The organism is Sphingomonas sp. KR3-1 (assembly GCF_040049295.1).
Classification (GTDB): Bacteria; Pseudomonadota; Alphaproteobacteria; order Sphingomonadales; family Sphingomonadaceae; genus Sphingomonas.
This window is the reverse complement of record NZ_JBDZDQ010000002.1, coordinates 761,973-786,574: the sequence shown is the minus strand read 5'-3', so window position 1 is coordinate 786,574 and position 24,602 is coordinate 761,973. Positions and strand designations below refer to the sequence as shown.

The window sequence follows — 24,602 nt, the reverse complement described above, 5'->3', positions numbered from 1 at the left end:
CCTCTACCGCTTCGCGGGAGAGGGATTTGCAGGCCGCCGATGCGCCGCGAGGCAGGTCACCACGCTCGCCACCACCAGCGCGAACGCCGCCGCTTCGAGTAGCGTCGGGCCCCTGCCCTCCCAGGCGAAGGCGTAGAGCAGCGCGAACAGTGTCTCGAAGGTGATCATCTGCCCGGCGAGCGTAAGCGGCAACAGGCGGCTCATCCGGTTCCACAGCGCGTTGCCGATCACCGAGGCGAACAGCGCGACGCCGATCGAGACCGCGGCGAACAGCGCCCAGTCCATGGGCCCGTGGTGCGCGGTGCCGAGCAGCAGCGCGAGCGGGATCAGCGCGAGGCTCTGCGCCCCGGTGACGATGCCGATCAACAGGCTCCAGTCATGCGCGGAGATGGCCCTGACCCGGGCGAGCATATGGCTGTTGCCGATCGCGAAGGCTCCCCAGGACGCGAGCGCGCCAAGCGCGCAGGCGAAGCCCGCGAGCTGGGCAGCCACCGGGCGCGTCGAGGGCAGGAACAGCGCCTGGCCGCCAATGCACGCCGCGCCGGCCGCGCAGAGCAGTAGCGAAGGCGCGAGCCGGGCGAGCGGCACCGCCCCCTGGGCGCGGCTGCCGGCGATGGTCACCAGCACGGGGAGGAAGCCGATCACCAGCGAGGTCATCGCCGCGCCGCCGAGCTGCACCGCGCTGGCGAGCAGAACATAATAGAGCGTGTTGCCGGCGAGCCCGAGCCAGAGCAGCGCGCGCCATTCGGCGGCGTGGAGGTGCGCGAAGACGCGGCGCCAGCGCGGCGCGAGCAGTGCGGCGGAGAGCAGGCCATAAGCGAGGTAGCGGCCGATGGTCAGCTCGAGCGGACTAAAGGCGCGGGCGAACTCGGGCGCGAGGAACACCAGGCCCCAGAGCGCACCGGCAGCGGCGCCGCACAGGACGCCCAGCGCCAGCGATCGGCGGTCCTGCGGCATGTCATTCCCCTTCCACGGCGGGGAATATCATCACTTATGCGAGCCAGGCGCTCTTGATTGGCAGGCCGAATGCAACAAAAACCCGGCGCATGCCCGATCCGCTCAACAAAGCCCCGCGCGACCTCGACCGCTTCGACCGCGCGATCCTGCGACTCGTGCAGGCGGACAACAAGCTGCCGCAGCGAAAGATCGGCGAGGCGGTGAGCCTTTCGGCGGCGGCAGTGCAAAGGCGGATCGCCGCGATCGAGGCGTCGGGCGTGATCGCGCGCAACGTGGCGATCGTCGATCCCGACGCGGTGCCGCTTACCATCACCTCGATCGTCGAGGTGCAATTGATCGACGAGCGCGCGCCGACGGTGGAGCAGGCGCGGCAGCTGTTCCTCGACACCGCCGAGGTGCAGCAATGCTATTACGTTACCGGCGGCGTGAGCTTCATGCTGGTGATCGTCACCTCGGACATGCGGGCCTATTCGGCGCTGACCAAGCGGCTGTTCTCGGAGAATGCGTTTATCGCCAGCTATCGCTCGCTGATCGCGCTCGACCGGGTGAAGGCGGGGACCGACGTCATCATCCCCTAGGCTGCCTCGCGCGCGCCTCCACCCAGCGCGACCGCGTCGATCCAGCAATCGACCTGGCCGGCAATCTTGCGGAGCAGGCCGGCATGGAGATGGGTGACGTCGGCCATCTCGTCCGCGCCGGCGATATCGGCGATGTCGAGTATCCAGAGACGCTCGGGATTCTCGCGCGCGGCCTGGCGCCAGATCGCGTTGAGGCGACGACAGCGCTCGGGCGTGAGGTTGAGGCCGGCGCGGTACTTGTCCGCCGGCGCGTCCTCGGGCGGGAGGACGACGAGCATGCGGCGATCCTGCTCGAGCAGCATGATCAGCGTGCGGACGACGCAGGTCTGGTAGAGGCCGATATCGACCAGCGGCCAGCGCTCGCCCCAGCGATTGTCGAGATAATCGACCGCGGCGCCATAGACGAGGAAGGGCGGGAAGCTTTGGTCCTGCCAGCTGCCATCGTCCATCATCCGCATCGCGAAGACGCGCGGATGGTGATCGAACTCGATCGCGGGACGGAAACGGCTGAAATGCGCGATGCCGCCGGACTGGCAGTCGAACAGGATGCGGATCGCCGGATCGGGCATCAACTGCGGCGCCTGCTCGGCGAGGATCGTGGCGCGGACCGCGGGATCGTTGAAATCGCTGTCGGCGATCCAGTCGGGATCGGTGCGGTCGAAATCCCAGCTGCCGGTGTCGATATCCGGCCACTTCTCACGGACCTTGGACAGCGCATACGCTTCCACGCCCATGTGCATGATCCGGCACGAGAAAGTGAAATGGACGAAGCGCCCGGCGGCACGATCGACCATGACGAAGCCGACCAGGCCGTGGCGGCCATAGGCGTCCCAGGCGAAGATCGACCAGCTGTCATAGGCGACGACATCGATGATGTCGGCCTCGAGCTGCGCCTGCTCGACGCGCGAGCCGGTATAGTTGAGCTGGTTCGAGCGGTTGACCAAGTCGGCGATGCGCGGCGCGAAGTCGAGATTGTCCATGAGATAGGGCGCGGTGGCGTGGATCCCGCAGCTGCGCAGGAAATCATGATTGGACAGCGCGGGCAGCGCGGCGCGATCGGCCTTGCGGCGCTCGAGCATGCGGTAGCGCTCGACGCGGCTCTTGCCCGGCGGAGTGGTCGCGAGCAGGCCGGCGAGATGGTCGTCGGCGCCCGGCTGCGTGATGTCGAGCAGCTGGAGGTCGGGGATCGCGTGGGCGACTTCGCGCAGGTTGAGCGGGTTGTCGTCGACGAAGAGGACGTCGGGCGCGCGCAGCTGCATGTCCGCGAGGATCGCACGGATCGCCTCGGGCTTGGGGGTGAAGGCGATGTGGGGGAAGACGAACGCGTCCCACAGGCCGAGCTCGGTCAGCTTCGCCTGGGCGGTGGCCCGATCGTTCTTCGAGCAGATCGAGGAGACGATCCCGCGCGCGTTGAAGGCGCGGACCAGCTCGGCGCGGTGCTGGTGGAGCTGCACGGCATCGCCATCGGCGAGCGTGCCGGCCCAGAGCGTGTCGTCGAGGTCCCAGATGATGAGCTTGAGCATGCGCGTCCTCAGCGCATGCGCGATGCGTGCGTCTCCTTCCCTTTTAGGACGCAAATGGACGGAGCGGTCGTCGGACCGCTCCGTCCGCTTCGCGGCTTATTGCGGTGGCTGTACGGGCGCTGTGAAGCTGCCGTTGTTGGGCGCTGCATAGTTCGGGTTGCCGTCAAGCTGATTGTTGCCCGAGCTGTAGAGGGCCGAGCTGCCGCCGACTCCCAGCCCATTGCCCGAAATGGTGGTGGTGCCGACAAGGACAGTCGAGCTGAAGCCGCTCGAAACGATACCGGTGCCACTGTTGCTGTTCACGCTCGATCCGCTGATGATCATCGTCGAGAAGGTGCCCGTGCCGTTCGAGACGATACCGGAATTGTTGCCGGAGAATATACTGCTCGTGATGTTGACGTTGATGCCCGAGGCCGCAGTGGACGAGCCCGTGTCGAGCATCAGCCCGGCATTTGTATTGGCGTTCGAATTGAGATTGCGGAACGAAGCGCGGACTGCCCCGCCGCCGCTCGGCTGGATGACGACGCCACCGCCCGTGCCCGTGGTGCCGTTCCCCGTTGTCGTGACGCCGTTTACCTGAAGCTGCGCGGCTGTGGTCGGCGCGAAGCGGATACCCGTTGCGCTGCCGCTGTTGAAGCCGAAGATCGCCACATCCTCGACCACCAGTGAGGCGCCCGAAACAAAGTTGATGCCCACCAGGCCCGTGCCGAACCCGTTGATCTCCAGCCCGCGCAGAAACACGCGCGCAGTACCCGCGCCACCATCGTTGATGTTGATGCCGTTGGTTCCAGAGGCAAGGACGCCGCCGACCACGCCGTCGCAGAGAATCGTAATCGACTTGGTGATGGTCAGGGTACCAAAGCCACCCGAATCCAGGCAGTTGATCTCGCCCCCGGTCGCCGTCTTCGAAATTGCGCCCGCAAACGTCTTGCACGGCGCAGTCCGGCTGCAGGGATTGGCGTCGTCGCCAACTCCGGACACCCAGGTCCTGCTAGCCTGCGCCTGCGCTGCCGTACTCCCCAGCCCACCAATAGCAAGAAAACCACATGCAACAATAACTTGCGATGAATTTTTCATGACATCCCCCGAGTCGTCCAATCGACAAGGCGAATATTATCATGAACAGTAGCTATTCCTGAAATGAACTGAAATGGATATATAACTATCTATAGCCTTACTTCACTTCCCGTGCGCCGAAACTATAGAAGCCCCTGCGCGCGATACCAGGCGGCGGTGGCCGCGAGGCCGGCATCGGTTTCGACCTGGGGCGTCCAGAGATTGGCGGGCGGGCGCCTGGTGGAATCGATCACCCAGTCCTGGTGGCAGAAATAGGCGACGCGGTCGGGCGTGAGCTTGGCGTTCTTGCCGCGGACCAGCCGATCGAGATGCGCGCCGGCCATCAGCAGCGGGCGCGGGAGCGCAAAGCTGGCGACGCGCTTGCCGAGCGCCGCGCCGATCGCCTCGGCGAACTGCTTGTGACTCCAGCCGCCCGCCGTGCCGTCGTCAGCGTCGAGGATCTGGTTGCAGCCATCGGTGGTGGCGAGCGCGAGCAGGAGCCGGCCGAGATCGCCGACCTCGATCAGCGAGATGCGGCCGCCGCGCGGCATCAGCGCGAGGCCCTTTTTCGCCAGCTTGAACAGCTCGAGCATCTCGAGGTCGCCGGGGCCGTAGATCGCCGGCGGGCGGACCATCGCCCAGTCGAGCCCCGAGGCCATCACGAGCTTGTCGCCCTCGGCCTTGGACCAGCCATAGGCGGAGAGTTCGGGCTCGCGGGCCGCGAGCGAGGAGACATGGACGAAGCGGCGCACGCCCTTCGCCTTGGCGGCCTCCAGCATGTTGCGCGTGCCGTCGATATTGCCGGCGGCAAAGCCGGCCTTGTCAGGCGCGTTGACCACGCCGGCGACGTGGATCACCGCATCGGCACCTTCGCACAGCTCGGCGAGCGCCTGGGTGTTGTTCAAGTCGCCCTGCACCCAGGTGATGTTCGCCCGCTCGGCCTGCGGGCGGCGCGTGAGCGCGCGGACCTGGTGACCCGCCTCGAGCGCGAGGGCGATCAGGCGGGTGCCGACAAAGCCGGTGCCGCCGGTTAGCGCGATCGTCGCCATCAGCCGACCTCCCCTCTTCTTTCCCCGGCGGAGGCCGAGGCCCAGACTTTCAGTCTGGGACGCTGAGGCTGGGCCACGGCCTTCGCCGGGGAAAAGGAAACAGAAAGGGAAGCGGCCATTACAGCAGCGCCATATGGCTGCGGTGGACGAGTGTCGAGCGCGGGGCGTAGCCGAGCAGCTCCGCCTGCTCCTCGCCCCGGCGACCAAGGATGCGGGCGGCGTCTTCCGCGGGATATTCGGCGAGGCCGCGGGCGAGCGGCTTGCCGTCCGGCCCGGCGATCACGACCAGGTCGCCGCGGGCGAACTCGCCCTCGACGCGAGTAGCGCCGGCGGCGAGCAGGCTGCGGCCCTGCCCCAGCGCCCTGGCCGCGCCGGCATCGACATGGATCGTGCCGTGCGCGGTGATGCCGCCGGCCAGCCAAGCCTTGCGGGCGGGGGCGGACTTCTCCGCCACGAACAGCGTGTTACGCGCTTCGGCGGCAAGCGGATGCGCGACCCGGCCCGAGGCGATGGCGAGATGCGCGCCCGCGGCATTGGCGATGCGCGCGGCGGCGATCTTCGAGACCATACCGCCCGAGCCCATGCCGGAGGCGCTGCCCTTGTCGGCCATCGCCTCGATCGCGCCGTCGATCCGCTCGACCCTGGCGATGTGCTGCGCGCCGGGAAGCGCGGGGTTGCGGTCGTACAGCCCGTCGATATCGGAGAGCAGGACGACGCCCCCCGCCCCCGCCGCCTGGGCGACGCGCGCGGCGAGGCGGTCGTTGTCGCCGAAGCGGATTTCCTCGGTGGCGACGCTGTCGTTCTCGTTGAGCACCGGCACGACGCCGAGGCCGAGCAGCCGATCGAGCGTGGCGGCGGCGTTGAGGTAACGGCGGCGGTCTTCGAGGTCACCGAGCGTGACGAGCATCTGTGCGGCGGTGAGGCCGTTGGCACCGAGGACATCGGCCCAGACGCGGCTCAGCTCGATCTGGCCGGTAGCAGCGGCTGCCTGCGCATCCTCCAGGCTGGCACGGCCGCCCTTGGCGAGCTTGAGCCGGCGGGCCCCCAGCGCGATCGCGCCCGAGGAGACCACCGCGACCTGCTGCCCCTCGCGCACCCGCGCGGCGATATCGGCGGCGATGCCCTCCAGCCAGCCACGGCGCACGCTGCCGTCCGGATCGACCAGCAGGGCCGAACCGATCTTGACGACGATGCGCGGGCAGGATGCGGGCGGGAAGAGCGACATCAGGAGGCGTTAGCGCGGGATAGCGAGAGCGCCAACGCGGATATGCTTGGGGCGCCGCAAAGCGCTGCTAAATCACCAGCCATGCGGTGGGCGAGCTGGGTGAGAGCCAGCGTGCAGGTCCGCCAAATGATTTGCCCAAGTCGGATCAAGCTGGGTCCGGAGGCAATTGCACAGCCGCCGGGCGAGCGCAGTATCCGATCCTCCCCCGGAGGAGGAGGAGGGGGACCAGCCGCAGGCTGGTTGAGGGGGTTTGCCGTGGAGGTCACCGGCCCGCTAGGAACGATCAAACTTGCGAAGCGACTGCGGCACGAGATGTCGCTGCCGGAAGCCTTACTCTGGCGCGAGCGGGCGCTTCGATTGCCGGCGCGAGGAGTTCTTGAGGATATGGCGCGGTCACGCGCCACATCGTCGAGTTCGCTCGCGGCTAGCCCCCTCCACCGCCTTCGGCGGTCCCCCTCCCCCTCCGGGAGAGGATTTTCAGGTCAGACCGGCGACCACTCTATCGCTTCCTCGCCCTCGTCGTCCTCGTCGACCTTGCCGTGGTCACTGCCGATCGCTTCGAGCAGCTGGTCGAGCACCCAGTCGACGCCGACGCCGCTGGCGCCCGAAATCGGAATCACGGGATGTCCGCTGGCTTCCTCGAGCTCGGCGGAGAGCGCCGCGATCAGCTCGTCGTCGAGCGTGTCGATCTTGTTGAGCGCGACGATCACCGGCTTGTCGGTGAGGCCAGCGCCGTAATTCTCGAGCTCGGACTGCACGATGCGGTAGCTCTCGGCCACGTCGGCATCGTTGGCGTCGACCAGGTGGAGCAGCACGCGGCAGCGCTCGATATGGCCGAGGAACCGGTCGCCGATGCCCGCCCCCTCCGCGGCGCCTTCGATCAGGCCAGGAATGTCGGCGACGACGAATTCCTGCATCTTGTGGCGGACCACGCCGAGCTGCGGGCGCGTGGTGGTGAAGGCATAGGCGCCGACCTTGGCCTGGGCGTTGGTCACCTGGTTGATGAAGGTCGACTTGCCGGCATTGGGCAGGCCGACCAACCCGGCATCGGCGAGCAGCTTGAGGCGCAGCCAGACATAGGCTTCCTCGTTCGGCCAGCCGGTGCCGTGCTGCCGCGGCGCGCGGTTGGTGCTGGTCTTGTAGCTGGCATTGCCGCGGCCGCCATCGCCGCCGCGCAGGAAGACGACGCGCTCGCCCTCCTTGGTGAGGTCGAGCAGCAGCGTGCGCTCCTCGTCATCGGCGAGTACCTGGGTGCCGATCGGCACCTTGATGACCAGATCGTCGCCCCCGCCGCCGGTGCGGTTCGCGCCCGAGCCGCCATGGCCGCGCTGCGCCCGGAAATGCTGGGTGTAGCGGAAGTCGATCAGCGTGTTGAGGCCGGCGACCGCTTCGAAGATGATGTCGCCGCCCTTGCCGCCATTGCCGCCGTCGGGCCCGCCATATTCCATGAACTTCTCGCGCCGGAAGCTCACCGCGCCGGGGCCGCCCGAGCCGGAACGGACGAAAATCTTGGCCTGATCTAGGAAATGCATCGCCGCCCCATAAGCGAGTGTCGCAATTTCGTCACCCCATTTGCAGCGCGCGCCGCGGCCGCTGCGCCGCGACGGTGCGCAATCGCGCCCATTCCGCGACGTCGCGCAACTTTCCTGCTGGCGCGCGACGGAACCGCGAGTATAGGCTTGCGGTTCACTGAAGCGGCGCCCCGCACGCGCCGGCGAGAGAACAAGGCAACCGTCGCGCGCAGATGAACTCGATCGATCGCTACCTGGCGCGGCTGATCGCAGTGCCGCTGATCTCCACATTGCTGATCTCGGCGATGCTGCTGGTGCTCGACCGCATGCTGCGCCTGTTCGAGTTCGTGGCGACCGAGGGCGGGCCGGTGAGCGTCGTCTGGCGGATGCTCGCCAACCTGCTGCCCGAATATCTGGGCCTGGGCATTCCGATCGGCCTGATGCTGGGCTGCCTGCTCGCCTTCCGCCGCCTCGCCACCTCGTCCGAGCTCGACGTGCTGCGCGGCGTGGGGATGAGCTACACGCGGCTGCTCAAGGTGCCGTACATGTACGCCTTCGCGCTGGCGATCCTGAACCTCGCCATCGTCGGCTACATCCAGCCGACCTCGCGCTACAATTACGAGCAGCTGCGCTTCGAGCTGCGCTCGGGCGCGCTCGGCGCCTCGATCAAGGTGGGCGAGTTCACCAGCTTCGGCCAGAAGATGACGCTGCGCATCGAGGAGAGCAAGGACGAGGGCCGCAAGCTCTCGGGCATCTTCGTGCAGATGATGACCAAGGACGGCACCCCGGTGGCGGTGACGGCCCAGAGCGGCCAGTTCCTGCGCTCCGACGATCCGGACGTGATCATCTTCCGCCTGCAGAACGGCACGCTGGTCCACCAGGACAAGGGCTCGCCGGTGCCGCGCGTGCTGACCTTCACCACGCACAATCTGCCGATCCCGCTGCCCAAATATGAGCAGTTCCGCACCCGCGGCGGCAAGAATATCGAGCGCACCCTGCCCGAGCTCGCGGTGATCGGCCGCAACCCCAAGTCGAGCGTCGAGGATCGCGAGACCAGCCGCGCGGCCTTCCACTTCCGCCTGGCCGAAGTCGCGTCGATGTTCCTGCTGCCGCTGCTCGCCGTGGCGCTGGGCGTGCCGCCCAAGCGCTCGACCTCGGCGCTGGGCATCTTCCTGTCGATCGTGATGATCGTGACCTATCACAAGATCAACGAGTTCGGGCAATCGTTCGGCAGCGGCGGCAAGATCGATCCGATCATCGCGCTATGGGGCCCGTTCTCGCTGTTCGCGGCGCTGGTGATCTGGATGTACTATCAGATCGCCTATGTGCCCGGCGCCCAGCCGATCGGCGGGCTCGAGAAGGCGTTCGAGAAGCTCACCAAGGCGATCCTGCGCTTCGTGCCGGGCCGCCGCCGCAAGCCGCATCTGGCCGATGGGGCCGCCGCATGATCCTGACCGGCCTTTTCCCGTCGCGCACCATGTCGCTCTACATGGCGAAGATGTTCCTGGTGCGCACCTTCTCGATCCTCGGCGCGCTGGTGCTCATCCTCCAGTCGCTCGACCTGCTGACCGAGAGCGGCGCGGTGCTGGCCTATGCCGGCAATGGCGATGCCGAGATCTGGCGCTATGTCGGCCTGCGCACGCCGCAGATCGCGGCGACCTTCCTGCCCTATTCGGTGCTGCTCGGCTCGATCCTGACGCTGTTCCAGCTCAACCAGAACAGCGAAGTGACCGCGATGAAGGCATCGGGCCTTTCCGCGCACCAGATCCTGGCGCCGCTGCTGCTGACCGGCATCGCGGTGGCGGCGATTTCCTTCGCGTTCAACGACCGCATCGTCACGCGCTCCACCGCGACGCTCGAGCAGTGGAAGAAGGTCTCCTACGCCCCGCTGCCGATCGACCGCGGCGACCGCAGCAATGTGTGGGTGAAGGGCGACAACAACCTGATCCAGGTGCAGCAGGTGCGCGGGCGCGGCAATGCGGCGCAGCTCTATGGCATCACCGTCTATGAGCGGCAGGACCGCTCGCTGACCGGCATCCTGACCGCCCCGCACGGCGTGCGCGACGGCAATGGCTGGCGCGTGGACAATGCCGAGCGCTTCACCGTCGCCACCGGCCAGAAGGCCAAGGTCGGCAGCCTGGTGATCGGCCGCAACATCCGGCCGGACCAGTTCACCCTCGCCCATGTCGATGCGGATTCGATGGGGTTCATGCCGCTCTACCAGGCGATCGCCGACCTGAAGGTGGCAGGCCGCCAGACCGACGCGCTGGAAGGCGCGCTGTGGCACAAGCTCTCCGGGCCGCTCTCGGCGATCCTGATGCCGCTGCTTGGCGCCGTCGCCGGCTTCGGCCTGGCGCGCTCGGGCAAGCTGTTCGTCCGCGCCGTGATCGGCATGGCGCTGGGGTTCTTGTACTTCGTCGCGGACAATTTCGCGCTGGCGATGGGCAATCTCGGCGCCTACCCGCCCTTCCTCGCCGCCTGGGCACCGTTCCTGCTGTTCCTGATGATCGGCGAGGCGGTGTTGTTGCGGACGGAGGAGTAGCGGCGTCGCTAGTCCTCCCCCGGAGGGGGAGGGGGACCAGCCGCAGGCTGGTGGAGGGGGTTTGCCATGGAAGTCTCCGGCCCGCCAAAGACGATCCAGCGCGCGAAACGCCTGCGCCGCGAGATGTCCTTGCCGGAAGCGCTGCTATGGCGCGAACTGCGCAAGCACCCCGACGGCCTCAAGTTCAGACGGCAGCATCCCGCCGGCCTCTATGTGCTCGATTTTTACTGCGATGCCGCCCGTCTGGCGATCGAAGTCGACGGCGAGGCGCATGGGCACGGGGATCGCCCTGCTCGGGACGCCGAGCGCGATGCCTGGCTCACGCTACGCGGCGTACGAACGCTTCGCATTCCGGCTGCGGACGTGCTCGGAGATTTGGACGCTGTCCTGCGCCATATCGAGGCAACTGCCCGCGGCTAGCCTCCTCCACCGCCTTCGGCGGTCCCCCTCCCCCTCCCCTTGAGGCTGAAACAAAAAGGCCGGGGATCGCTCCCCGGCCCTTCTTGTTTCCCTCCCGCAGGAAAGCTTAGCGGGCGCCCATCGTGCTGCGCGCGAGGCGGTGCATCAGGCCGCGCAGCGTGGGGTAGTTCGCATTGTGATAGGACGACGCCTCTTCGAGCGCCCCCGAGATGCGACGGTGCGCCTCGTTCAGCGCGTGATAGGGCAGGCTCGGCAGCAGATGGTGCAGCGCGTGGTAGCGCAGCCCGATCGGCGCCCAGATATAGGCGAAGAAGCCCGGCGTCGGCACGTTGACGCTGTCGAGATACTGCGCGGTCACGGTCAGCGGCTCGCCGTCATTCTCCCAGAGATGCGCGACGAGGGTGCGGACCTGGTTGATCACCGCCGCACCGGCGACGACCGCGAGATAGATGCCGAAGGCGCGCAGCGGCACGACGCCCGTCGCCACCGCGGTGAGCAGCGCGATCGAGAAGATGCTGGCGCCAGCTTCCTGCAGGTACCACTGGGTGCGGAACTCGCCCTCGGGCGCGCGGCGCTCGAACTTGGGGTTGATCTGCAGGCCCGAATATTTCGCGACGACGAGGCGGCGCAGGCGCGGAATGACCAGCGACAGCGGCGTGAGCACACCGAAGCGGACCAGCATCGCCACCGGCAGCAGCAGCGAGACGAGCAGGAACATCGGCAGCGTCCACGGCTTCATCAGCGCGAGCGGCAGATATTCGGGATCCTCGATCGTGCCGTAGCGGGTGCGGGCATGGTGCATGGTGTGCACGCCCTCGTACATGAACGACGGCAGCAGCAGCGGCACGCCGACGAGCAGGTTCCACGCGAGGCGGAAGTTCGGCAGCAGCGAGTGCTTGAGATGGGTGATCTCGTGGATGAACAGGCTGGCGCGGTAGAGCGCGAGCACGGCGACCACGCCGGCGAGCAGCGCCAGCGGCAGGCTCGGCGCGAAGATCGCAGCGGCGAGCGCGCCATAGCCGATGCCGGCCGAGAGCAGCATGTCCGTCCAGTAGATGCGCGGATTGGGCGCGTGCAGGTCGCGAGTCAGCTCCGCCGCGGCGCGCAGCATCGCGCGATCGTCGGGAACGCCGGACAGCTTGATACGCGCAGCCGCCGGCGTGGTGACCGGCGCGTCTTCGTGAACCTTGAGGGCAAGCGATTTCGTCATGATGTCTGCCATTTGGCGAGAGATAGTGGCTTTATGGTGGCATTCCAGCGGTTAGGAGGTGGCGCCCCGGCCGCTGCAATGCCGTGCTTGACACTGGGCCTTCGGCGAAGGACTGCATTGCGCTGAATCAAACCCATAGGAGGGGTCCTCCCTTGCCCACCGGCCCGCTCAGCATCCGTCCCGTCTCTTCCAAGCGCGACACCAAGCAGTTCATCGAGATCGCCTACACGCTCAACGCGGGGGACCCGCACTGGGTGCCGCCGCTGCGCGACGAGGTCGCCTCGACGATCAGCCCGAAGAAGAATGGCTGGTTCAGCCATGCCGAGGCGCAGTATTTCCTCGCCGAGCGCGACGGCGAGCCGGTGGGGCGCATTTCGGCGCATATCGACTTCCTGGCGCTCGAGCAGCCGGCGGCGCAGGGCTTCGGCCCCGGCACCGGCTTCTGGGGCCTGTTCGAGGCCGCCGACCAGAACGCCGCCAAGGCGCTGATCAACGCCGCCGAGGACTGGCTGCGCGGCAAGGGCATGACCAAGGCGCTCGGCCCGGTGAGCCTGTCGATCTGGGAAGAGCCCGGCCTGCTGGTGAAGGGACATGACCACTCCCCCACCGTGCTGATGGGCCACCACCCGGCGCATTATCAGGGCTGGATCGAGGCAGCAGGCTACAAGCCGGCCAAGACGCTGATCACCTACGACCTTCCCGTCGACAAGGGCTTCCCGCCGCTGATCAACCGCATCGTGGCGGCCGGCGAGAAGAATTCGCGGATTCATATCCGCAAGGTCAACAAGTCCAAGTTCGCCGAGGAAGCGGCGATCATCCTGTCGATCCTCAACGATGCCTGGGCGGACAATTGGGGCTTCGTGCCGCTGACCCAGCCCGAGATCGACGATGTCGGCAAGAAGCTGAAGCCGCTGGTGTTCGAGGACCTGATCATGATCGCCGAGCTTGACGGCGAGCCGGTGGCGTTCATGGTCACCCTGCCCGACCTCAACGAGGCCGTGAAGCCGCTGGGCGGTTCGCTGCTGCCGTTCGGCTGGGCCAAGCTGCTGTGGTGGCTGCACAGGCCCCGGGCGAACACGATGCGCGTGCCGCTGATGGGCGTGGTCAAGCGGCTCCAGGCGTCGCGCATGGCGAGCCAGCTGGCCTTCATGATGATCGAATATATCCGCCGCGCCGCGGTAGCGAACTATGGCGCCAAGCGCGGCGAGATCGGCTGGGTGCTCGACGACAACCAGGGCATGAACGCCATCGCCGATGCGATCGAGTCCAAGATCAACCGCGAATATGTGATCTACCAGAAGCCGCTCTGACGCCGATTGGCCCGCCCCTGCTGACCAGGAGCGGGCCACGGCCGGCCGGGGGCTGGCCGGGACACGATGCCCGCGGCGGCGAACGCTTACCAGGCCGCCGCGGGCTGCCGTTGCGGGGAGCTATTCCGCGCGGGCGTGCCTCGATGCGTGTCAGCGCTCCTGCGTCGGGTCGCTGCCGGTCAGATCGACCCACTCGGCGCGGGTGTGGCATTCGCGCTTCGGGATGCGCGAGCCGGTGACCGTGCCTTCGACGCAGTAGCGGCGCTTGTCGTTCTTGGCGTCGGCCGTCGCGCTCTTCTCCTGCTTGGCGGCAGGCTTGGACGGATCGTTGACCGCTGCACTGGCCGGCGCGACTGCGCCCGCGACCAGGGTGACGGTGGCGGCAAATGCCAGGGCGGCGGACTGGATGCGCTTGCTGTTCATATCCTTAACTCCTCTACTCTCGGACTGTGGGCAGGCGCTCCATCCCGCCTGTGCCTTATGCATCGCAATCCGCGTGCCAGTTTTGGTAGTTACGGAGATTCAATGACTTAGCCGATTATGACCGAGTGATGACGTGCTATAGCACAGCAATACACGCCAAATATTGGGATTTGTGCCAAGGGGACGTTCGGAAGCGGACAGTTGGCCTGTCCGGAACCGGACGGGGCGAACCGTTCTGGAGGGGGAACGCCCCCATCCAAGAAGAAGCGGGATCCCGGCACGAGGCCGGGATGACGCGAGAGCGGCGCAACCGAGCAGGTTAGCGGAGCGAGACCCAGGTAGGCGCGTGGTCGCTGGCGCGTTCGCGGCCGCGATAGTCCTTGTCGACGCCGGCGCCGAGATAGCGGTCCGCCGCGATCGGGCTGAGCAGCAGGTGATCGATGCGGAAGCCCGCATCGCGCTGCCAGGCGCCGGCCTGATAGTCCCAGAAGGTCCAGATGCCGCCGCCCGGGAAGCGCGTGCGCAGCGAGTCGGTCCAGCCCTGGGCGAGCAGCGCGCGATAGCGCTCGCGGCTCTCGGGCTGCATCAGCGCATCGCTGGCCATTGCGCGCACCGAGAAGGTGTCGTCGTCGTTCGGGATGACGTTATAGTCGCCGGCCAGCACCACCGGGCGCTCCTCGGCGAGCAGCGCCTGGGCGCGGTCCGCAAGCCGCTCCATCCATTTCAGCTTGTAGTCGAACTTGGGACCCGGCTGGGGATTGCCGTTGGGCAGATAGATCGAGGCGACGATCAGGTCGCCGATCTCGGCTTCGATATAGCGGCTATGCGCATCCTCGGGATCGCCGGCCAGGCCGCGCTGGCGCTCGACCGGCTGCTGGCCCTTCGCCAGCACCGCGACGCCGTTGAAGCCCTTCTGCCCGTGCCATACCGCGCCGTAGCCGGCGGCCTCGATATCCTTGACCGGCAGCGTCTCGTCGGCGCCCTTCAGCTCCTGAAGACAGACCACATCGGGCTGCTGCTCGGCGAGATACTCCAGCAGGCGCTCCATGCGCGCCTTGATGCCGTTGACATTGTAAGTGACGATCTTGGGCAAGGTGCGGCTTTCAGACCGAGAAGCTGGTGCCGCAGCCACAGCCCGAGGCCGCCTGCGGGTTGGTAACGGTGAAGTGCGCGCCACCGAGATTGTCGACGAAATCGACGGCCGAGCCGCGGACAAGATCGAGGCTGATCGAATCGACGACCAGCTTCGCGCCGTCAAGCTCGGCGACGGCGTCATCGCTCTCCACGCCGTCGGCGAAGCCGAACTTGTACTGGAAGCCCGAGCAGCCGCCGCCTTCCACCGAGAGGCGGAGGATCGCGGGTTTGCCCTGCTTGGCCGCAATCACCGCGACACGGGCGGCGGCGGAAGGAGTCAGCGCGATCTCGGGCTGGGTGAGCGTTGCCATGGAGTGGAGATAGGGGCGCAGGCGGCGCGAGGCAATGCGTCTAGGCGCCGTCCGGCACCTCGCGGATCGCATCGGCGAAGCGGCGGGTGAGCCGGGCGAGGCTTTCGACATCCTCCGCGCTCCAATCGGCGAACAGCCCGCCCAGGATGCGTTCGCGGGCGGCATCGATCCGCGCGGTCATCGCCTTGCCCTCGGCAGTGGCGACCGCCTCGCGCACGCGCTTGTCGGTCGCGCCCGGACGGCGCTCGACCAGGCCGAGGCTCTCGAGCTTGGCGACCTGGCGGCTGACCGTAGTGTAATCGCGTCCCAGCCGGTCCGCCGCCTCGACCACGCCGATTGGCCCCAGGCGCTCGATGCCGACGAGCAGCGGAAACAGCGCGCGATCGAGCTTGATGCCGGCGGCGCGGATCATCAGCGCATCGCGCTGCGGGCGGTTCATCACCGCGACGATATCGAGCACCGCCCCGTGCAGCATCGCCAGTCGCGACGACATATGTGTATTATGCACATTATTGCTTGACGGCATTCGCGACCTCTCTCAATATATGTGCATCATACACATATTCGAGTCGAAGGGAACAGGCGATGAAGGCAGCGATCGTGACGCAGGCCGGGCAGTCCACGCCGGCTTTTGGCGAGTTCGAGGCGCCGGTGGCCGGCGCGGGCGAAGTGATCATTCAGGTGGCGGCCGCGGCGATCAGTCCGCTGGTCCGCGCGCGGGCGGCGGGCACGCATTACAGCAGCGGCGGGGCGTTTCCCTTCGTCGCAGGCGTCGATGGGACCGGCCGGCTCGAGGATGGGCGCCGCGTCGCCTTCGCCCTGCCCCGCGCGCCGTTCGGGGCGATGGCCGAGCAGGTCCCGGTGCCCGCGGCGCATGTCGTGCCGCTGCCGGAGGGCCTGGGCGATGTCGCTGCAGCGGCGCTGATCAACCCTGGCATGTCGTCCTGGGCAGCGCTGACCGAGCGCGCGCGGCTGAAGCGCGGCGAGACGGTGCTGGTCAATGGCGCGACCGGGGCGGCGGGGCAGATCGCGGTGGATGTCGCGCGACACCTGGGCGCGGCGCGGGTGATCGCGACCGGGCGCAACGAAGCGGCGCTGGCGGAACTGGGCGCGGATGCCGTCATTCCGCTGGGCGAGGATCCGGATGTGCTGGAGCAGCGCTTCAAGGCCGAGTTCGCGCAGGGGGTGGACGTGGTGCTCGACTATCTCTGGGGGCCGAGCGCCGAGCGGCTGCTGATCGCCGGCGCCAAGTCAGGCGCGGACGGGGTGCCGATCCGCTTCGTCCAGGTCGGATCGGTGAGCGGCGGCGAGATCAGCCTGCCCGGCGCGGTGCTGCGCTCCTCCGCGATCGAGCTGATGGGCAGCGGGATCGGCAGCATATCGCTGGGACGGCTGGTCGCGGCGATCGGCGCGATGCTGCAGGCGGCGGCGCAGGACGGCTTCGCGCTGCCGGCGCGGGCGATGCCGCTGGCCGAGGTGGCGCAGGCTTGGCCGCTCGAGGGCGAGCGCGTGGTGCTGACCGTCTGAGCCTCAGCCGAAGGTGAAGCTGAACGCCTGGACGCCCGAATCGAGGAACTCGATCTCGAACAGGTGATCGCCCGCGCCCTCGGCCAGCCGCACCAGCTGGTAAAGCCGCTGCTCGGTGACCGTGCCGTTGCCCGCTGCGTCGCTGTCTACGCCGTGGCTGGCACCGGGCGCCTTGCCGTCGATCGTCACCCGGTAGCGCACCGGCTTGCCGCCCGCACCGGGGCTCAGCACCAAGTGCAGGTCGCGCGCATGGAAGCGATAAGCGATGCGGCCGCCGGGCCGGGTCAGCGTGGCGCTCTCGCGGCCGACGGCCCAGCTGCCGGTCAGGCCCCAGTCGTTGAGCGCCCTGGGCGCTGCCGAATAGGTGGCGGGCTGGTTCTTCACCAGCGCGGGCTGCGAGACCGAGCGCGCGGCGCGGGCATAGCCGATATAGGTTTCCGGCGACTGCTTGTCCTTCTGGCCGGGTGCCTGGACGCCGGTGCCGCCCTTCAGGTCGAGCTTGCCGCCCAGCGCCATGCCCGGGTGCGCCTCCGCGAGCAGGCGGCGGATCACTTCCTCCGACTGGGCATATTCGCCCTCGCCGAAGTGATAGAAGCGCATGCGCCCCTGGGCATCGATGAAGTAATGCGCCGGCCAATAGCTGTTCTTGAACGCGCGCCAGATCCTGAAGTCATTGTCGATTGCGACCGGATAGGCGATGCCGAGATCGGTCACCGCCTTGCGGACATTGGCGACGTCCTTCTCGAAGGCGAATTCGGGCGCGTGGACACCGATCACCACCAGGCCGTCCTTGCCGTAGCGCGCCTGCCAGGCCTTCACATAGGGCAGTGCGCGCAGGCAGTTGATGCAGCTGTACGTCCAGAAATCGATGACGACGACCTTGCCCTTGAGCTGCGCGGCGGTGAGCGGCGGCGAGTTGATCCAGGTCGCCGCACCGTCGATCGAGGGCATCGGGCCGTAATCGCGCAACCCGCTCTTCGCCTTGGGCGGACCGCCCATCTCGAACCGGTCGAGCAGGCGCTGTTCGAGGCTGTTGGTGCCGGCGAGCGACGCCCTGGTGAGGAAGCCGGTGTCGAGGCCGAGCGCGATTGCGGCGACCGCGACCAGCACCAGTGCGCCGATGCCGCGGCGCACCCATTCGCCCGCGCCCAAAGACCGTTTCATCGCCTTGAACAGCCGGACGCCGATCAGCAGCGCCAGCGCGAGCGAGGTCGCGGCGCCCAGTGCGTAGGCGAGCAGCAACAGGCTGGTGCCGATGCTCGCGCCCTGCAGCGCCGCGCCGGTGAGGATCAGGCCGAGGATCGGGCCGGCACAGGGCGCCCAGAGCAGGCCGGTCGCGACGCCGAGCAGCAGCGACGCGCCGAAGCCCGAGCCCTGCGCATCGGCCGATTGCGACAGGCGCGAGCCGAGCCGGACGAGCGGCTGCATCGCCCGGTCGCCGATTGCGGGGAACAGCAGCGTCAGGCCGAACAAGGCGAGCAGCAGCAGCGCGATGCCCCGGCCATATTGGTTCGCCGCCACCGCCCAGCCGCCGCCGACCGCCGCCAGCGTCGCCACACCCATGAACATCGCCGCCATGCCGATCAGGATCGGCAGGCCGTTGGTGAGGAACGGCCGGTCGGCGCGCGCGAAGACGAAGGGCAGCACCGGCAGGATGCACGGGCTGAGGATCGTCAGCGCGCCGCCGAGATAGGAAAGCAGGAAGAGGATCATGAGGGCCCGACCGAGAGGTGTTGTCAGCGAGTCATATAGGGCCGCGGGTAGCTGGGGAAATGCTGCGGCTCAGCCGCGCGCTTCCCAGGCGAAATCATAGAAGACGCGGAAGCGGTTTCCGTCGGGGTCGGGGGCGAAGAACTCGTAGAGCTTCCAGGGCTGGGCCTGGGGCGGTGCGTCGATCGCCACCCCCGCCCCTGCCCATTCGGCGTGGAGCGCATCGACCGCGGCGCGGCTGTCGAGGTTGAGCCACAGCACCACCGGCGCGGCATTGCCCAGATGCGCGCGATAGGCGGCGTTGCTCATGAACAGCCGCGTGGCGCCGCGTGACAGGCCCGCCAGGCCCAGGGTCTCGTCCGCCCAGTCGACGGTGAAGCCCAGCCGGTCGCGGTAATGGGCAAGCGCGGCAGGAAGGTCGGAAACCGGGATTTCCGGACAGGCGGCGGGAAAGTCCATCGCGCTTCTCCCCAAAAAGGAAAGGGGGCCGCCTACATGGGCAGCCCCTCTCCTCTCCTGCCCCGTTGAGGGGCTAATTACTTGCTGGTCACTTACTTGTTGTTGGTCACCGGGCCGCCGACGCCGCCCTGGACGCGATCCTGCACCGCGACGAAATACTCGCCGGTCTGCAGGAAGGGAATGGGGTTCACGGCCTTGCCGTCAACGCGCACTTCATAATGGAGGTGGCTGCCGGTCGAGCGGCCGGTCGAGCCCATCAGGCCGATCAGCTGGCCGCGCTTCACGCGGGTATTGTCGGCGACAAGGATCTTCGAGAGATGGCCGTAGCGCGTCTCGATGCCGCGGCCATGGTTGATCTGGACGAGATTGCCATAGCCGCCCTGCTTGCCGGCGTGGCTGATCACGCCGTCGGCGGTCGCATAGATCGGCGTGCCGAGCGCGCCGGGGATATCGACGCCGGCATGCATCGCCGCGGTGCCGCGGAACGGATCCGAGCGGACGCCGAACTGCGAGGTGAAGGTCACGCGATCGACGGGCTGCATCGACGGGATCGAGATCACCGTCTGCTCGAGCATGTCGAGCTTCTTCCAGGTGACGAACAGCGCGCGGAACTGCGCGTCGGCGGCTTCGGCCGAGGCATCGCTGCCGCTCGCATTGTCGTTGTCGATCGGCTCGTACGGGCCGCCCATCGCGGGGACCGGCGCCAGGCGCTCGGGCGAGAGGCCGAGGCGACGGAGCTCGCTGGCGGTCTGGTTGTAGCGGGCCTCGCCGGCAGCGCGGGCCTTGCCGGCCATCGCTACCTGGCGGGCCTCGACCTGCTTGAGCGGCGCGAGCACTTCGTTGGCGACGGCGCTGGTGCGGTTCGACGCGTTGGGGAGCGGCTGCTCGATCGCGGCGCGGTCGCCCTTGCCGGTGAGCGTCGCGCTGATCAACGCCTGGTGCTGCTCGACACGCGCGGCCTGGAGCCGGGCGGCTTCCTTGGCGGCGGTGACGTCAGCCTGCATCTTATCGACCTGGTCGCGCATCTGGGCGACCTGCGCCTCGGGCGACGAGGGCGTGCCGGTGACGCCGCTGATCGCGATCGCGCCGACCGCGGCCTGGGCCACGCCATAGGCGGAGAACAGCACGGTGACGGTGGCGACACCGGCGAGCAGCGCCTGGGTGCGCCCGGCGACGCTGAAGCGCTTCAGGTCGCGGCCGTCATGGAAAATAAAATCGCGGGTAGTGAAGAAAGCCCGGAACCGCTGCGCGGTGGTAGCGGTTTTGGAGTTCGACGCCTTAGCCATGAGTCCCCGGCAAGTTTCATGGAAGCAAGCACCGAAAAGCGACCCGGTTGCCGTACTTCAATTATTCCAAGTCACAGGAAGCAGCCCCTCCGCCTCTGGACGGTGGCTTGTGACCCGAGCAATCACCCCACCGCAAGGGCTTGGTAATAATCCCGGGACAAACCGGCAGCGTTGCGCGCCGAGTCGTTGAACGGAGGCTTAATCAGGCCCCGGTAATAGCGGGTCACCAGCGCCTGCCAGGTCGTTTCGGGGACGAGCCCCATTTCGCGACACCGCGATTCGAACCACACCGTTCCGGCACTGACATGGCGGATCTCGTCGTTCAGGATGCGCGTGAGGATGCGGCGTGTAACTCCATCATCTGCCGATGAAAACCGCTCGATCATCGCCGGCGTGACGTCGAGCCCGCGCGCCTCCAGAACCATCGGGACGACCGCGAGCCGGGCAAGCGCATCCTGCGCGGTTTCCGCCGCCGCGTCCCACAATCCGTCATGCGCGGGCATCGCGCCATAGCGGCTGCCGAGCGCCTTCAGCCGCCGATCGAGCAGCGCGAAGTGCATTGCCTCGTCGGCGCCGACATGCATCCAGTCGTCGGTAAAGCCGCGTGGGAACTGGCCGCCGAAACGCCCGACCGCATCGAACGCCAGGTCGATCGCGGAGAATTCGATGTGCGCGATGGCGTGGATCAGCGCGATGCGGCCATGCGCGGAGCCCTTGCCGCGCTTGGGCATGCGGTTGGGCGGGAGCAACTCGGGATGCTCAGGCCGGCCGGGCCGATCGGGCATCGCGACGTCGAAGGCGAAGGCCAGCCGGCCCAGCCGCCAGTCGCGCGCGGCGGCGCGGGCGGCCTTGATCTTCTCGGCCGGCGCCGCTGCGGTCAGCACCGCGCGGCAGGCCTGGGCAACGCTTCTCACCGCGCCTGCATTTCCTTGATCGATTCCAGCACGTCGACCGCATGGCCGGGCACGCGCACGCGGCGCCAGGCGCGGAACAGCTTGCCTTCGTCATCGAACAGGAAGGTCGAGCGATCGATGCCCATGTAGCGCTTGCCGTAGAGCTGCTTCTCCACCCACACGCCGAACGCCTCCATCGCCTTGCCCTCGGTATCGGTGGCGAGCGGCACGGTCAGGTCGTATTTGTTGATGAACTTCTGGTGCTTGATCGGCGGATCCTTGGAGACGCCGACCACCTCGGCGCCGAGCGCAGTGAACTCGGGCAGCAGCGCCGAGAAATCCTGCGCTTCGCGCGTGCAGCCGGAGGTATCGTCCTTGGGATAGAAATAGAGGACGAAGGGGTGGCCGATCTTGTCGGCGAGCGCGATCGTCTCGCCCTCGGTCCCGTCGAGATCGACTGCGGGGATCTTGTCGCCTTCCTCGATAGCCATCTTATTCTCCTTGCGCCGCGCCGCGCACCGCTGCCCAGCATTGGCGGACCTCCTGCCGGGTCCGGTCGAGCTCCGCAACCACCTCGTCCCAGCTGCCGAGTTTAAGGGCGCGGGCGATCAGTGCCTGGGTCGCGGCGCCGGGCTCCTGCGCGTCGGGTGCCACCAGCCGCATCGTCACCAGCAGGCGCGTGAGGAAATCGTGCGCCGGGTGCATCGCCGGGGGCAGCAGGCCCGCATACGCGAGTTCGTCGATCGCAGCACCCAGCCGCGGCTCGAAGCCGGTGCGATGAACGAGCTGCGTCACGTGCACCGCGAATTCGAGATCGACGAGGCCGCCATCGAGCAGCTTGGCGTCGAGCGGCCCCTTGGGCGGCTTGTGCCCGGCCATGTCGGCCCGCATCTTCGCGGCCTCGGCGGGGATATCACGCGCCGGTCGGGCACCGCCCAGCACTTCGTCGATGATCGCCTGGACCTTGGCGCGCGCGACCGGTGAGCCATAGACCGGGCGGGCGCGGGTTAGCGCCATATGCTCCCAGGTCCAGGCATCCTCGCGCTGATATTTCTCGAAGCCTTCGAGCGAGACCACCAAAGGCCCCTGCGCGCCCGAGGGCCGCAAGCGGGTATCGACTTCGTAGAGCGGCCCGGCGGGCGTCGGCACCGAGAGCGCCGCGGTCACGCGCTGGCCGAGGCGATTGTAGTACATCACCGCACCGAGCGGCTTGGCGCCGTCGCTCTCGGCGGCATAGTCGCCGGTAAATAGATAGACGAGGTCGAGGTCCGAGGCGTGGGTCAGCGCTTGCCCGCCCATCCGGCCAAGCGCGAGGATCACCAGCTCGCTTTCGGGCACCGCGCCGTGGTTGCGGGAAAATTCCTCCACCGTCGCGGCCGCCAGCGTCTCGATCGCGGCTTCGGCAACGCGAGCATAGCCGACGGAGACTTCGAGCGGATCGCTCGCCCCGGCCACGATCTGCGCGCCCAGCGCGAAGCGCTTCTCGTTGACGAAGCGACGGACGAATTCGAGCTGATATTGATAGTCCGCGCCCGGCTCCCAGCGGCGCATGCCGGCGGCGAGCGTCTCGACATCGGGCACCGGCTCGAGCGCAGTCGCGTCGATCAGCCCGTCGAGCAGCTCGGCGCGGCGGCCGAGTTGCTCGGCGAGCGTCGGCGCCAATGCGAGGATCTGGCCGAGCAACTGCGCCATGCCGGGCTGCGCCTCGAGCAGGCGGAAGAAGTTGATCGCGCTCGGCAACCGCGAGAGCATCGCGTCGAAGCGGGTGATCGCATGCACCGTGTCGGGCGCGCGCGAAAAGGCATCGATCAGGCCGGGCAGCACCGATTCGAGCGCCTCGCGCGCTGCCGGGGTGCGCAGCGCAGGATAGGTGCCGCCGCGCCAGCCCTGGACGATGCGCGCGGCGCCGTCCGGGCGCTCATAGCCGGCGGCGTTCAGCCTTGCCTCGAGCGGCGCCGTCTCGCTGGGCAGGCGCTGCTCCTCCTCGCCGGCCAGGCTGTCATAGATGGTGCCGACCCGCGTCACATGGGGAAGCAGAAGCGCCGTGAGCGCCGCGCCATCGGCCAAGCCATGGAGCCGGGCGACATTGTCGAGCGAGGCCGGGTTCTCGGGCAGCTCATGCGTCTGGCGATCGTCGACCATCTGGAGGCGATGCTCGATCGTGCGCAGCGTGAGATAGGCGTCCGTCAGGTCGCGCGCCTCGTCGGCGCCGATCCGCCCAGCCTCGGCGAGCGCGGCGAGCGCGTCGCGAGTGGCGGGCGCCCGCAGCGCCGGCTCGCGGCCGCCATGGATGAGCTGGTGGATCTGCGCGAAGAACTCGACTTCGCGGATGCCGCCCCTGCCCCGCTTCAGGTCGTAGCCCGGGCCGAAGGCCTGGGCCTGCGAATAATGGTCGCGGATCCGGCGGCTGATGTCGCGGATCTCGCCGATCGTGCCGAAATCGAGCGCGCGGCGCCACACGAACGGGCGAATCGCGTCGAGGAAATAGCCGCCGAGCGACAGGTCGCCGGCGCAGGCGCGCGCGCGGATGAAGGCGGCGCGCTCCCAGGGCAGCGCCTGGCTCTCATAATAGGAGATCGCCGCATCGACCGGCAGCACGATCGGGGTGGCCTCGGGCGACGGCCGCAGGCGCAGGTCGACGCGCAGCACATAGCCATCGGCGTCGCGCGACTGGAGCAGCTCGACCACGCGGCGGCCGATGCGCACTGCGGCTTCCTGCACGTCCTCGCGCGGGCGGCAGGGCAAGGTCTCGGGATCGAACAGCAGGATCGGGTCGATGTCCGACGAATAGTTGAGCTCGCGGCTGCCCTGCTTGCCGAGCGCGATCGCCGCGAAGCCGCGCGGCTCGGCATCCGGCGTGCGCTCGGCAATCGCCGCGCGGATCGCACGGTCCAACGCTTCGTCGGCGAAGTCACTGAGAAGATGGGTAACCTTGGTCAGGTCGAAGCGGCCCGACAAATCGCCCAGCGCGACGAGCATGGCGAGCCGCCGGCGCTCGATGCGCAGGCGAGCGCCTTCGTTCATTTCGCCTGCGAAAGAGCGGGCGGCTGCACGTGGGTTCTTCAGGGCCGAGTCGAGATCGGCGACGAGCTCGGTCTCGCGTGACAGGAGGTTTTCAAGGAACGGCGCATGCGCCCGCGCCCGGGCGATGGCATCGGCAAGATCGGCGGAAGAAAAAGAATCAGCCAAGAATCAGTCACCTGCGAAACAATGCGTTGCCAAGTGTCAAGCAACAAAATGAGAACTGAATTGTTCTAGCAATATGGACCAGTCGCCTTCAGCATCGGCCATGGACGCCCGCCAGCCCGCATATCGGGTCGAGCCGCCGCGCGCCAGCGATGCGATCGGCCTGGCGCTGCGCGATGCCTTCGGCCGCGACAATGGGCTGCCTGACGACATGAATGCGCTGCTCCGCCAGCTCAACCGCGACGGCTACTGAACCCCGATCTCAGACAACAAAAAGGGCCGCGCTCCCGAT

At 67.9% G+C, this 24,602-nt stretch carries 24 protein-coding genes; 7 read left to right on the top strand and 17 right to left on the bottom strand.

What is annotated here, in order from left to right:
* Nucleotides 1-3: 3 nt before the first annotated feature.
* Nucleotides 4-957 (bottom strand): DMT family transporter, encoded by a 954-nt coding sequence (locus ABLE38_RS15495; RefSeq protein ID WP_348975125.1) that lies wholly within the window; start codon nt 955-957, stop codon nt 4-6.
* An 89-nt stretch (nt 958-1,046) separates the two neighbouring features.
* Here ABLE38_RS15495 and ABLE38_RS15490 point away from each other — a divergent pair, with 89 nt between their 5' ends.
* Entirely contained in the window at nt 1,047-1,535 is a 489-nt protein-coding gene (locus ABLE38_RS15490; RefSeq protein WP_348975124.1) for an Lrp/AsnC family transcriptional regulator, read from the top strand.
* Here the strand turns inward: ABLE38_RS15490 and ABLE38_RS15485 are convergent.
* The 5 genes from ABLE38_RS15485 to obgE form a co-directional block, all read right to left on the bottom strand.
* Nucleotides 1,532-3,058, bottom strand: coding sequence for an HAD family hydrolase (locus ABLE38_RS15485; protein ID WP_348975123.1), 1,527 nt, complete (start codon nt 3,056-3,058; stop codon nt 1,532-1,534). The genes ABLE38_RS15490 and ABLE38_RS15485 overlap by 4 nt on opposite strands.
* Nucleotides 3,059-3,154: 96 nt before the next feature.
* Complete coding sequence (locus ABLE38_RS15480; RefSeq protein WP_348975122.1) at nt 3,155-4,135, bottom strand: hypothetical protein; 981 nt, start codon at nt 4,133-4,135, stop codon at nt 3,155-3,157.
* Between the two features lie 122 nt (nt 4,136-4,257).
* Nucleotides 4,258-5,163: an NAD(P)H-binding protein gene (locus ABLE38_RS15475; RefSeq protein WP_348975121.1), complete on the bottom strand. Its 906-nt coding sequence runs from the start codon at nt 5,161-5,163 to the stop codon at nt 4,258-4,260.
* Nucleotides 5,164-5,281: 118 nt separating this feature from the next.
* A complete protein-coding gene (gene proB, locus ABLE38_RS15470; protein ID WP_348975120.1) occupies nt 5,282-6,388 on the bottom strand; it encodes a glutamate 5-kinase in 1,107 nt (368 codons plus the stop codon).
* 482 nt (nt 6,389-6,870) lie between these two features.
* Nucleotides 6,871-7,920, bottom strand: coding sequence for a GTPase ObgE (obgE, locus tag ABLE38_RS15465; RefSeq protein ID WP_348975119.1), 1,050 nt, complete (start codon nt 7,918-7,920; stop codon nt 6,871-6,873).
* Between the two features lie 212 nt (nt 7,921-8,132).
* Here obgE and lptF point away from each other — a divergent pair, with 212 nt between their 5' ends.
* The 3 genes from lptF (at nt 8,133) to ABLE38_RS15450 (ending at nt 10,861) form a co-directional block, all read left to right on the top strand.
* Nucleotides 8,133-9,347: an LPS export ABC transporter permease LptF gene (gene lptF, locus ABLE38_RS15460; protein ID WP_348975118.1), complete on the top strand. Its 1,215-nt coding sequence runs from the start codon at nt 8,133-8,135 to the stop codon at nt 9,345-9,347.
* Nucleotides 9,344-10,441 carry an LPS export ABC transporter permease LptG gene (gene lptG / locus ABLE38_RS15455; protein ID WP_348975117.1) on the top strand — a complete coding sequence of 366 codons (1,098 nt, stop codon included), beginning with the start codon at nt 9,344-9,346 and terminating at the stop codon, nt 10,439-10,441. The genes lptF and lptG overlap by 4 nt, the downstream gene beginning before the upstream one ends.
* A 66-nt stretch (nt 10,442-10,507) precedes the next feature.
* Entirely contained in the window at nt 10,508-10,861 is a 354-nt protein-coding gene (locus ABLE38_RS15450) for an endonuclease domain-containing protein (RefSeq protein WP_348975116.1), read from the top strand.
* A gap of 106 nt (nt 10,862-10,967) precedes the next feature.
* Here ABLE38_RS15450 and ABLE38_RS15445 read toward each other — a convergent pair whose 3' ends face one another.
* Nucleotides 10,968-12,071 (bottom strand): fatty acid desaturase, encoded by a 1,104-nt coding sequence (locus ABLE38_RS15445; RefSeq protein ID WP_348975227.1) that lies wholly within the window; start codon nt 12,069-12,071, stop codon nt 10,968-10,970.
* Nucleotides 12,072-12,223: 152 nt separating this feature from the next.
* Here ABLE38_RS15445 and ABLE38_RS15440 point away from each other — a divergent pair, with 152 nt between their 5' ends.
* Nucleotides 12,224-13,381, top strand: a complete 1,158-nt coding sequence (locus ABLE38_RS15440; protein ID WP_348975115.1) for a GNAT family N-acetyltransferase — start codon at nt 12,224-12,226, stop codon at nt 13,379-13,381.
* Nucleotides 13,382-13,531: 150 nt separating this feature from the next.
* On the opposite strand, the gene ABLE38_RS15435 is transcribed toward ABLE38_RS15440, so the two are convergent.
* From ABLE38_RS15435 to ABLE38_RS15420, 4 genes are all read right to left on the bottom strand, one after another.
* Nucleotides 13,532-13,804, bottom strand: a complete 273-nt coding sequence (locus ABLE38_RS15435) for a hypothetical protein (protein ID WP_348975114.1) — start codon at nt 13,802-13,804, stop codon at nt 13,532-13,534.
* 319 nt (nt 13,805-14,123) lie between these two features.
* A complete protein-coding gene (gene xth / locus ABLE38_RS15430; protein WP_348975113.1) occupies nt 14,124-14,897 on the bottom strand; it encodes an exodeoxyribonuclease III in 774 nt (257 codons plus the stop codon).
* 10 nt (nt 14,898-14,907) lie between these two features.
* Nucleotides 14,908-15,249, bottom strand: coding sequence for an iron-sulfur cluster insertion protein ErpA (gene erpA / locus ABLE38_RS15425; protein ID WP_348975112.1), 342 nt, complete (start codon nt 15,247-15,249; stop codon nt 14,908-14,910).
* A 40-nt stretch (nt 15,250-15,289) separates the two neighbouring features.
* Nucleotides 15,290-15,742, bottom strand: a complete 453-nt coding sequence (locus ABLE38_RS15420) for a MarR family transcriptional regulator (protein ID WP_348975111.1) — start codon at nt 15,740-15,742, stop codon at nt 15,290-15,292.
* Nucleotides 15,743-15,834: 92 nt separating this feature from the next.
* On the opposite strand from ABLE38_RS15420, the gene ABLE38_RS15415 reads away from it, so the two are divergent.
* Complete coding sequence (locus tag ABLE38_RS15415) at nt 15,835-16,776, top strand: zinc-binding alcohol dehydrogenase family protein (protein WP_348975110.1); 942 nt, start codon at nt 15,835-15,837, stop codon at nt 16,774-16,776.
* A gap of 3 nt (nt 16,777-16,779) precedes the next feature.
* On the opposite strand, the gene ABLE38_RS15410 is transcribed toward ABLE38_RS15415, so the two are convergent.
* The 6 genes from ABLE38_RS15410 to ABLE38_RS15385 form a co-directional block, all read right to left on the bottom strand.
* A complete protein-coding gene (locus ABLE38_RS15410) occupies nt 16,780-18,489 on the bottom strand; it encodes a cytochrome c biogenesis protein CcdA (RefSeq protein WP_348975109.1) in 1,710 nt (569 codons plus the stop codon).
* Between the two features lie 69 nt (nt 18,490-18,558).
* A complete protein-coding gene (locus tag ABLE38_RS15405) occupies nt 18,559-18,945 on the bottom strand; it encodes a VOC family protein (RefSeq protein WP_348975108.1) in 387 nt (128 codons plus the stop codon).
* A gap of 92 nt (nt 18,946-19,037) precedes the next feature.
* Entirely contained in the window at nt 19,038-20,231 is a 1,194-nt protein-coding gene (locus ABLE38_RS15400; RefSeq protein ID WP_348975107.1) for a M23 family metallopeptidase, read from the bottom strand.
* A 122-nt stretch (nt 20,232-20,353) separates the two neighbouring features.
* On the bottom strand, nt 20,354-21,145 hold the full coding sequence (locus ABLE38_RS15395) for a ferritin-like domain-containing protein (protein ID WP_348975106.1): 792 nt from the start codon (nt 21,143-21,145) through the stop codon (nt 20,354-20,356).
* Entirely contained in the window at nt 21,142-21,615 is a 474-nt protein-coding gene (locus ABLE38_RS15390) for a peroxiredoxin (RefSeq protein WP_348975105.1), read from the bottom strand. The genes ABLE38_RS15395 and ABLE38_RS15390 overlap by 4 nt, the downstream gene beginning before the upstream one ends.
* 1 nt (nt 21,616) lies before the next feature.
* Nucleotides 21,617-24,274: a bifunctional [glutamine synthetase] adenylyltransferase/[glutamine synthetase]-adenylyl-L-tyrosine phosphorylase gene (locus tag ABLE38_RS15385; RefSeq protein ID WP_348975226.1), complete on the bottom strand. Its 2,658-nt coding sequence runs from the start codon at nt 24,272-24,274 to the stop codon at nt 21,617-21,619.
* A gap of 139 nt (nt 24,275-24,413) precedes the next feature.
* Between ABLE38_RS15385 and ABLE38_RS15380 the strand changes: the two genes are divergently transcribed.
* Nucleotides 24,414-24,563 carry a hypothetical protein gene (locus tag ABLE38_RS15380; RefSeq protein ID WP_348975104.1) on the top strand — a complete coding sequence of 50 codons (150 nt, stop codon included), beginning with the start codon at nt 24,414-24,416 and terminating at the stop codon, nt 24,561-24,563.
* The last annotated feature ends 39 nt before the right edge of the window (nt 24,564-24,602 follow it).

Bases quoted from the DNA above. Each gene is read 5' to 3' on its own strand.
- ABLE38_RS15380 (WP_348975104.1), top strand. From the start codon at position 24,414: ATGGACGCCCGCCAGCCCGCATATCGGGTCGAGCCGCCGCGCGCCAGC.
- ABLE38_RS15435 (WP_348975114.1), bottom strand. From the start codon at position 13,804: ATGAACAGCAAGCGCATCCAGTCCGCCGCCCTGGCATTTGCCGCCACC.
- ABLE38_RS15405 (WP_348975108.1), bottom strand. From the start codon at position 18,945: ATGGACTTTCCCGCCGCCTGTCCGGAAATCCCGGTTTCCGACCTTCCT.
- ABLE38_RS15390 (WP_348975105.1), bottom strand. From the start codon at position 21,615: ATGGCTATCGAGGAAGGCGACAAGATCCCCGCAGTCGATCTCGACGGG.
- ABLE38_RS15490 (WP_348975124.1), top strand. From the start codon at position 1,047: ATGCCCGATCCGCTCAACAAAGCCCCGCGCGACCTCGACCGCTTCGAC.
- ABLE38_RS15450 (WP_348975116.1), top strand. From the start codon at position 10,508: ATGGAAGTCTCCGGCCCGCCAAAGACGATCCAGCGCGCGAAACGCCTG.
- proB (WP_348975120.1), bottom strand. From the start codon at position 6,388: ATGTCGCTCTTCCCGCCCGCATCCTGCCCGCGCATCGTCGTCAAGATC.
- ABLE38_RS15495 (WP_348975125.1), bottom strand. From the start codon at position 957: ATGCCGCAGGACCGCCGATCGCTGGCGCTGGGCGTCCTGTGCGGCGCC.
- ABLE38_RS15415 (WP_348975110.1), top strand. From the start codon at position 15,835: ATGAAGGCAGCGATCGTGACGCAGGCCGGGCAGTCCACGCCGGCTTTT.
- ABLE38_RS15480 (WP_348975122.1), bottom strand. From the start codon at position 4,135: ATGAAAAATTCATCGCAAGTTATTGTTGCATGTGGTTTTCTTGCTATT.
- lptF (WP_348975118.1), top strand. From the start codon at position 8,133: ATGAACTCGATCGATCGCTACCTGGCGCGGCTGATCGCAGTGCCGCTG.
- ABLE38_RS15410 (WP_348975109.1), bottom strand. From the start codon at position 18,489: ATGATCCTCTTCCTGCTTTCCTATCTCGGCGGCGCGCTGACGATCCTC.
- ABLE38_RS15485 (WP_348975123.1), bottom strand. From the start codon at position 3,058: ATGCTCAAGCTCATCATCTGGGACCTCGACGACACGCTCTGGGCCGGC.
- obgE (WP_348975119.1), bottom strand. From the start codon at position 7,920: ATGCATTTCCTAGATCAGGCCAAGATTTTCGTCCGTTCCGGCTCGGGC.
- ABLE38_RS15475 (WP_348975121.1), bottom strand. From the start codon at position 5,163: ATGGCGACGATCGCGCTAACCGGCGGCACCGGCTTTGTCGGCACCCGC.
- ABLE38_RS15400 (WP_348975107.1), bottom strand. From the start codon at position 20,231: ATGGCTAAGGCGTCGAACTCCAAAACCGCTACCACCGCGCAGCGGTTC.
- ABLE38_RS15445 (WP_348975227.1), bottom strand. From the start codon at position 12,071: ATGACGAAATCGCTTGCCCTCAAGGTTCACGAAGACGCGCCGGTCACC.
- ABLE38_RS15420 (WP_348975111.1), bottom strand. From the start codon at position 15,742: ATGTCGTCGCGACTGGCGATGCTGCACGGGGCGGTGCTCGATATCGTC.
- lptG (WP_348975117.1), top strand. From the start codon at position 9,344: ATGATCCTGACCGGCCTTTTCCCGTCGCGCACCATGTCGCTCTACATG.
- erpA (WP_348975112.1), bottom strand. From the start codon at position 15,249: ATGGCAACGCTCACCCAGCCCGAGATCGCGCTGACTCCTTCCGCCGCC.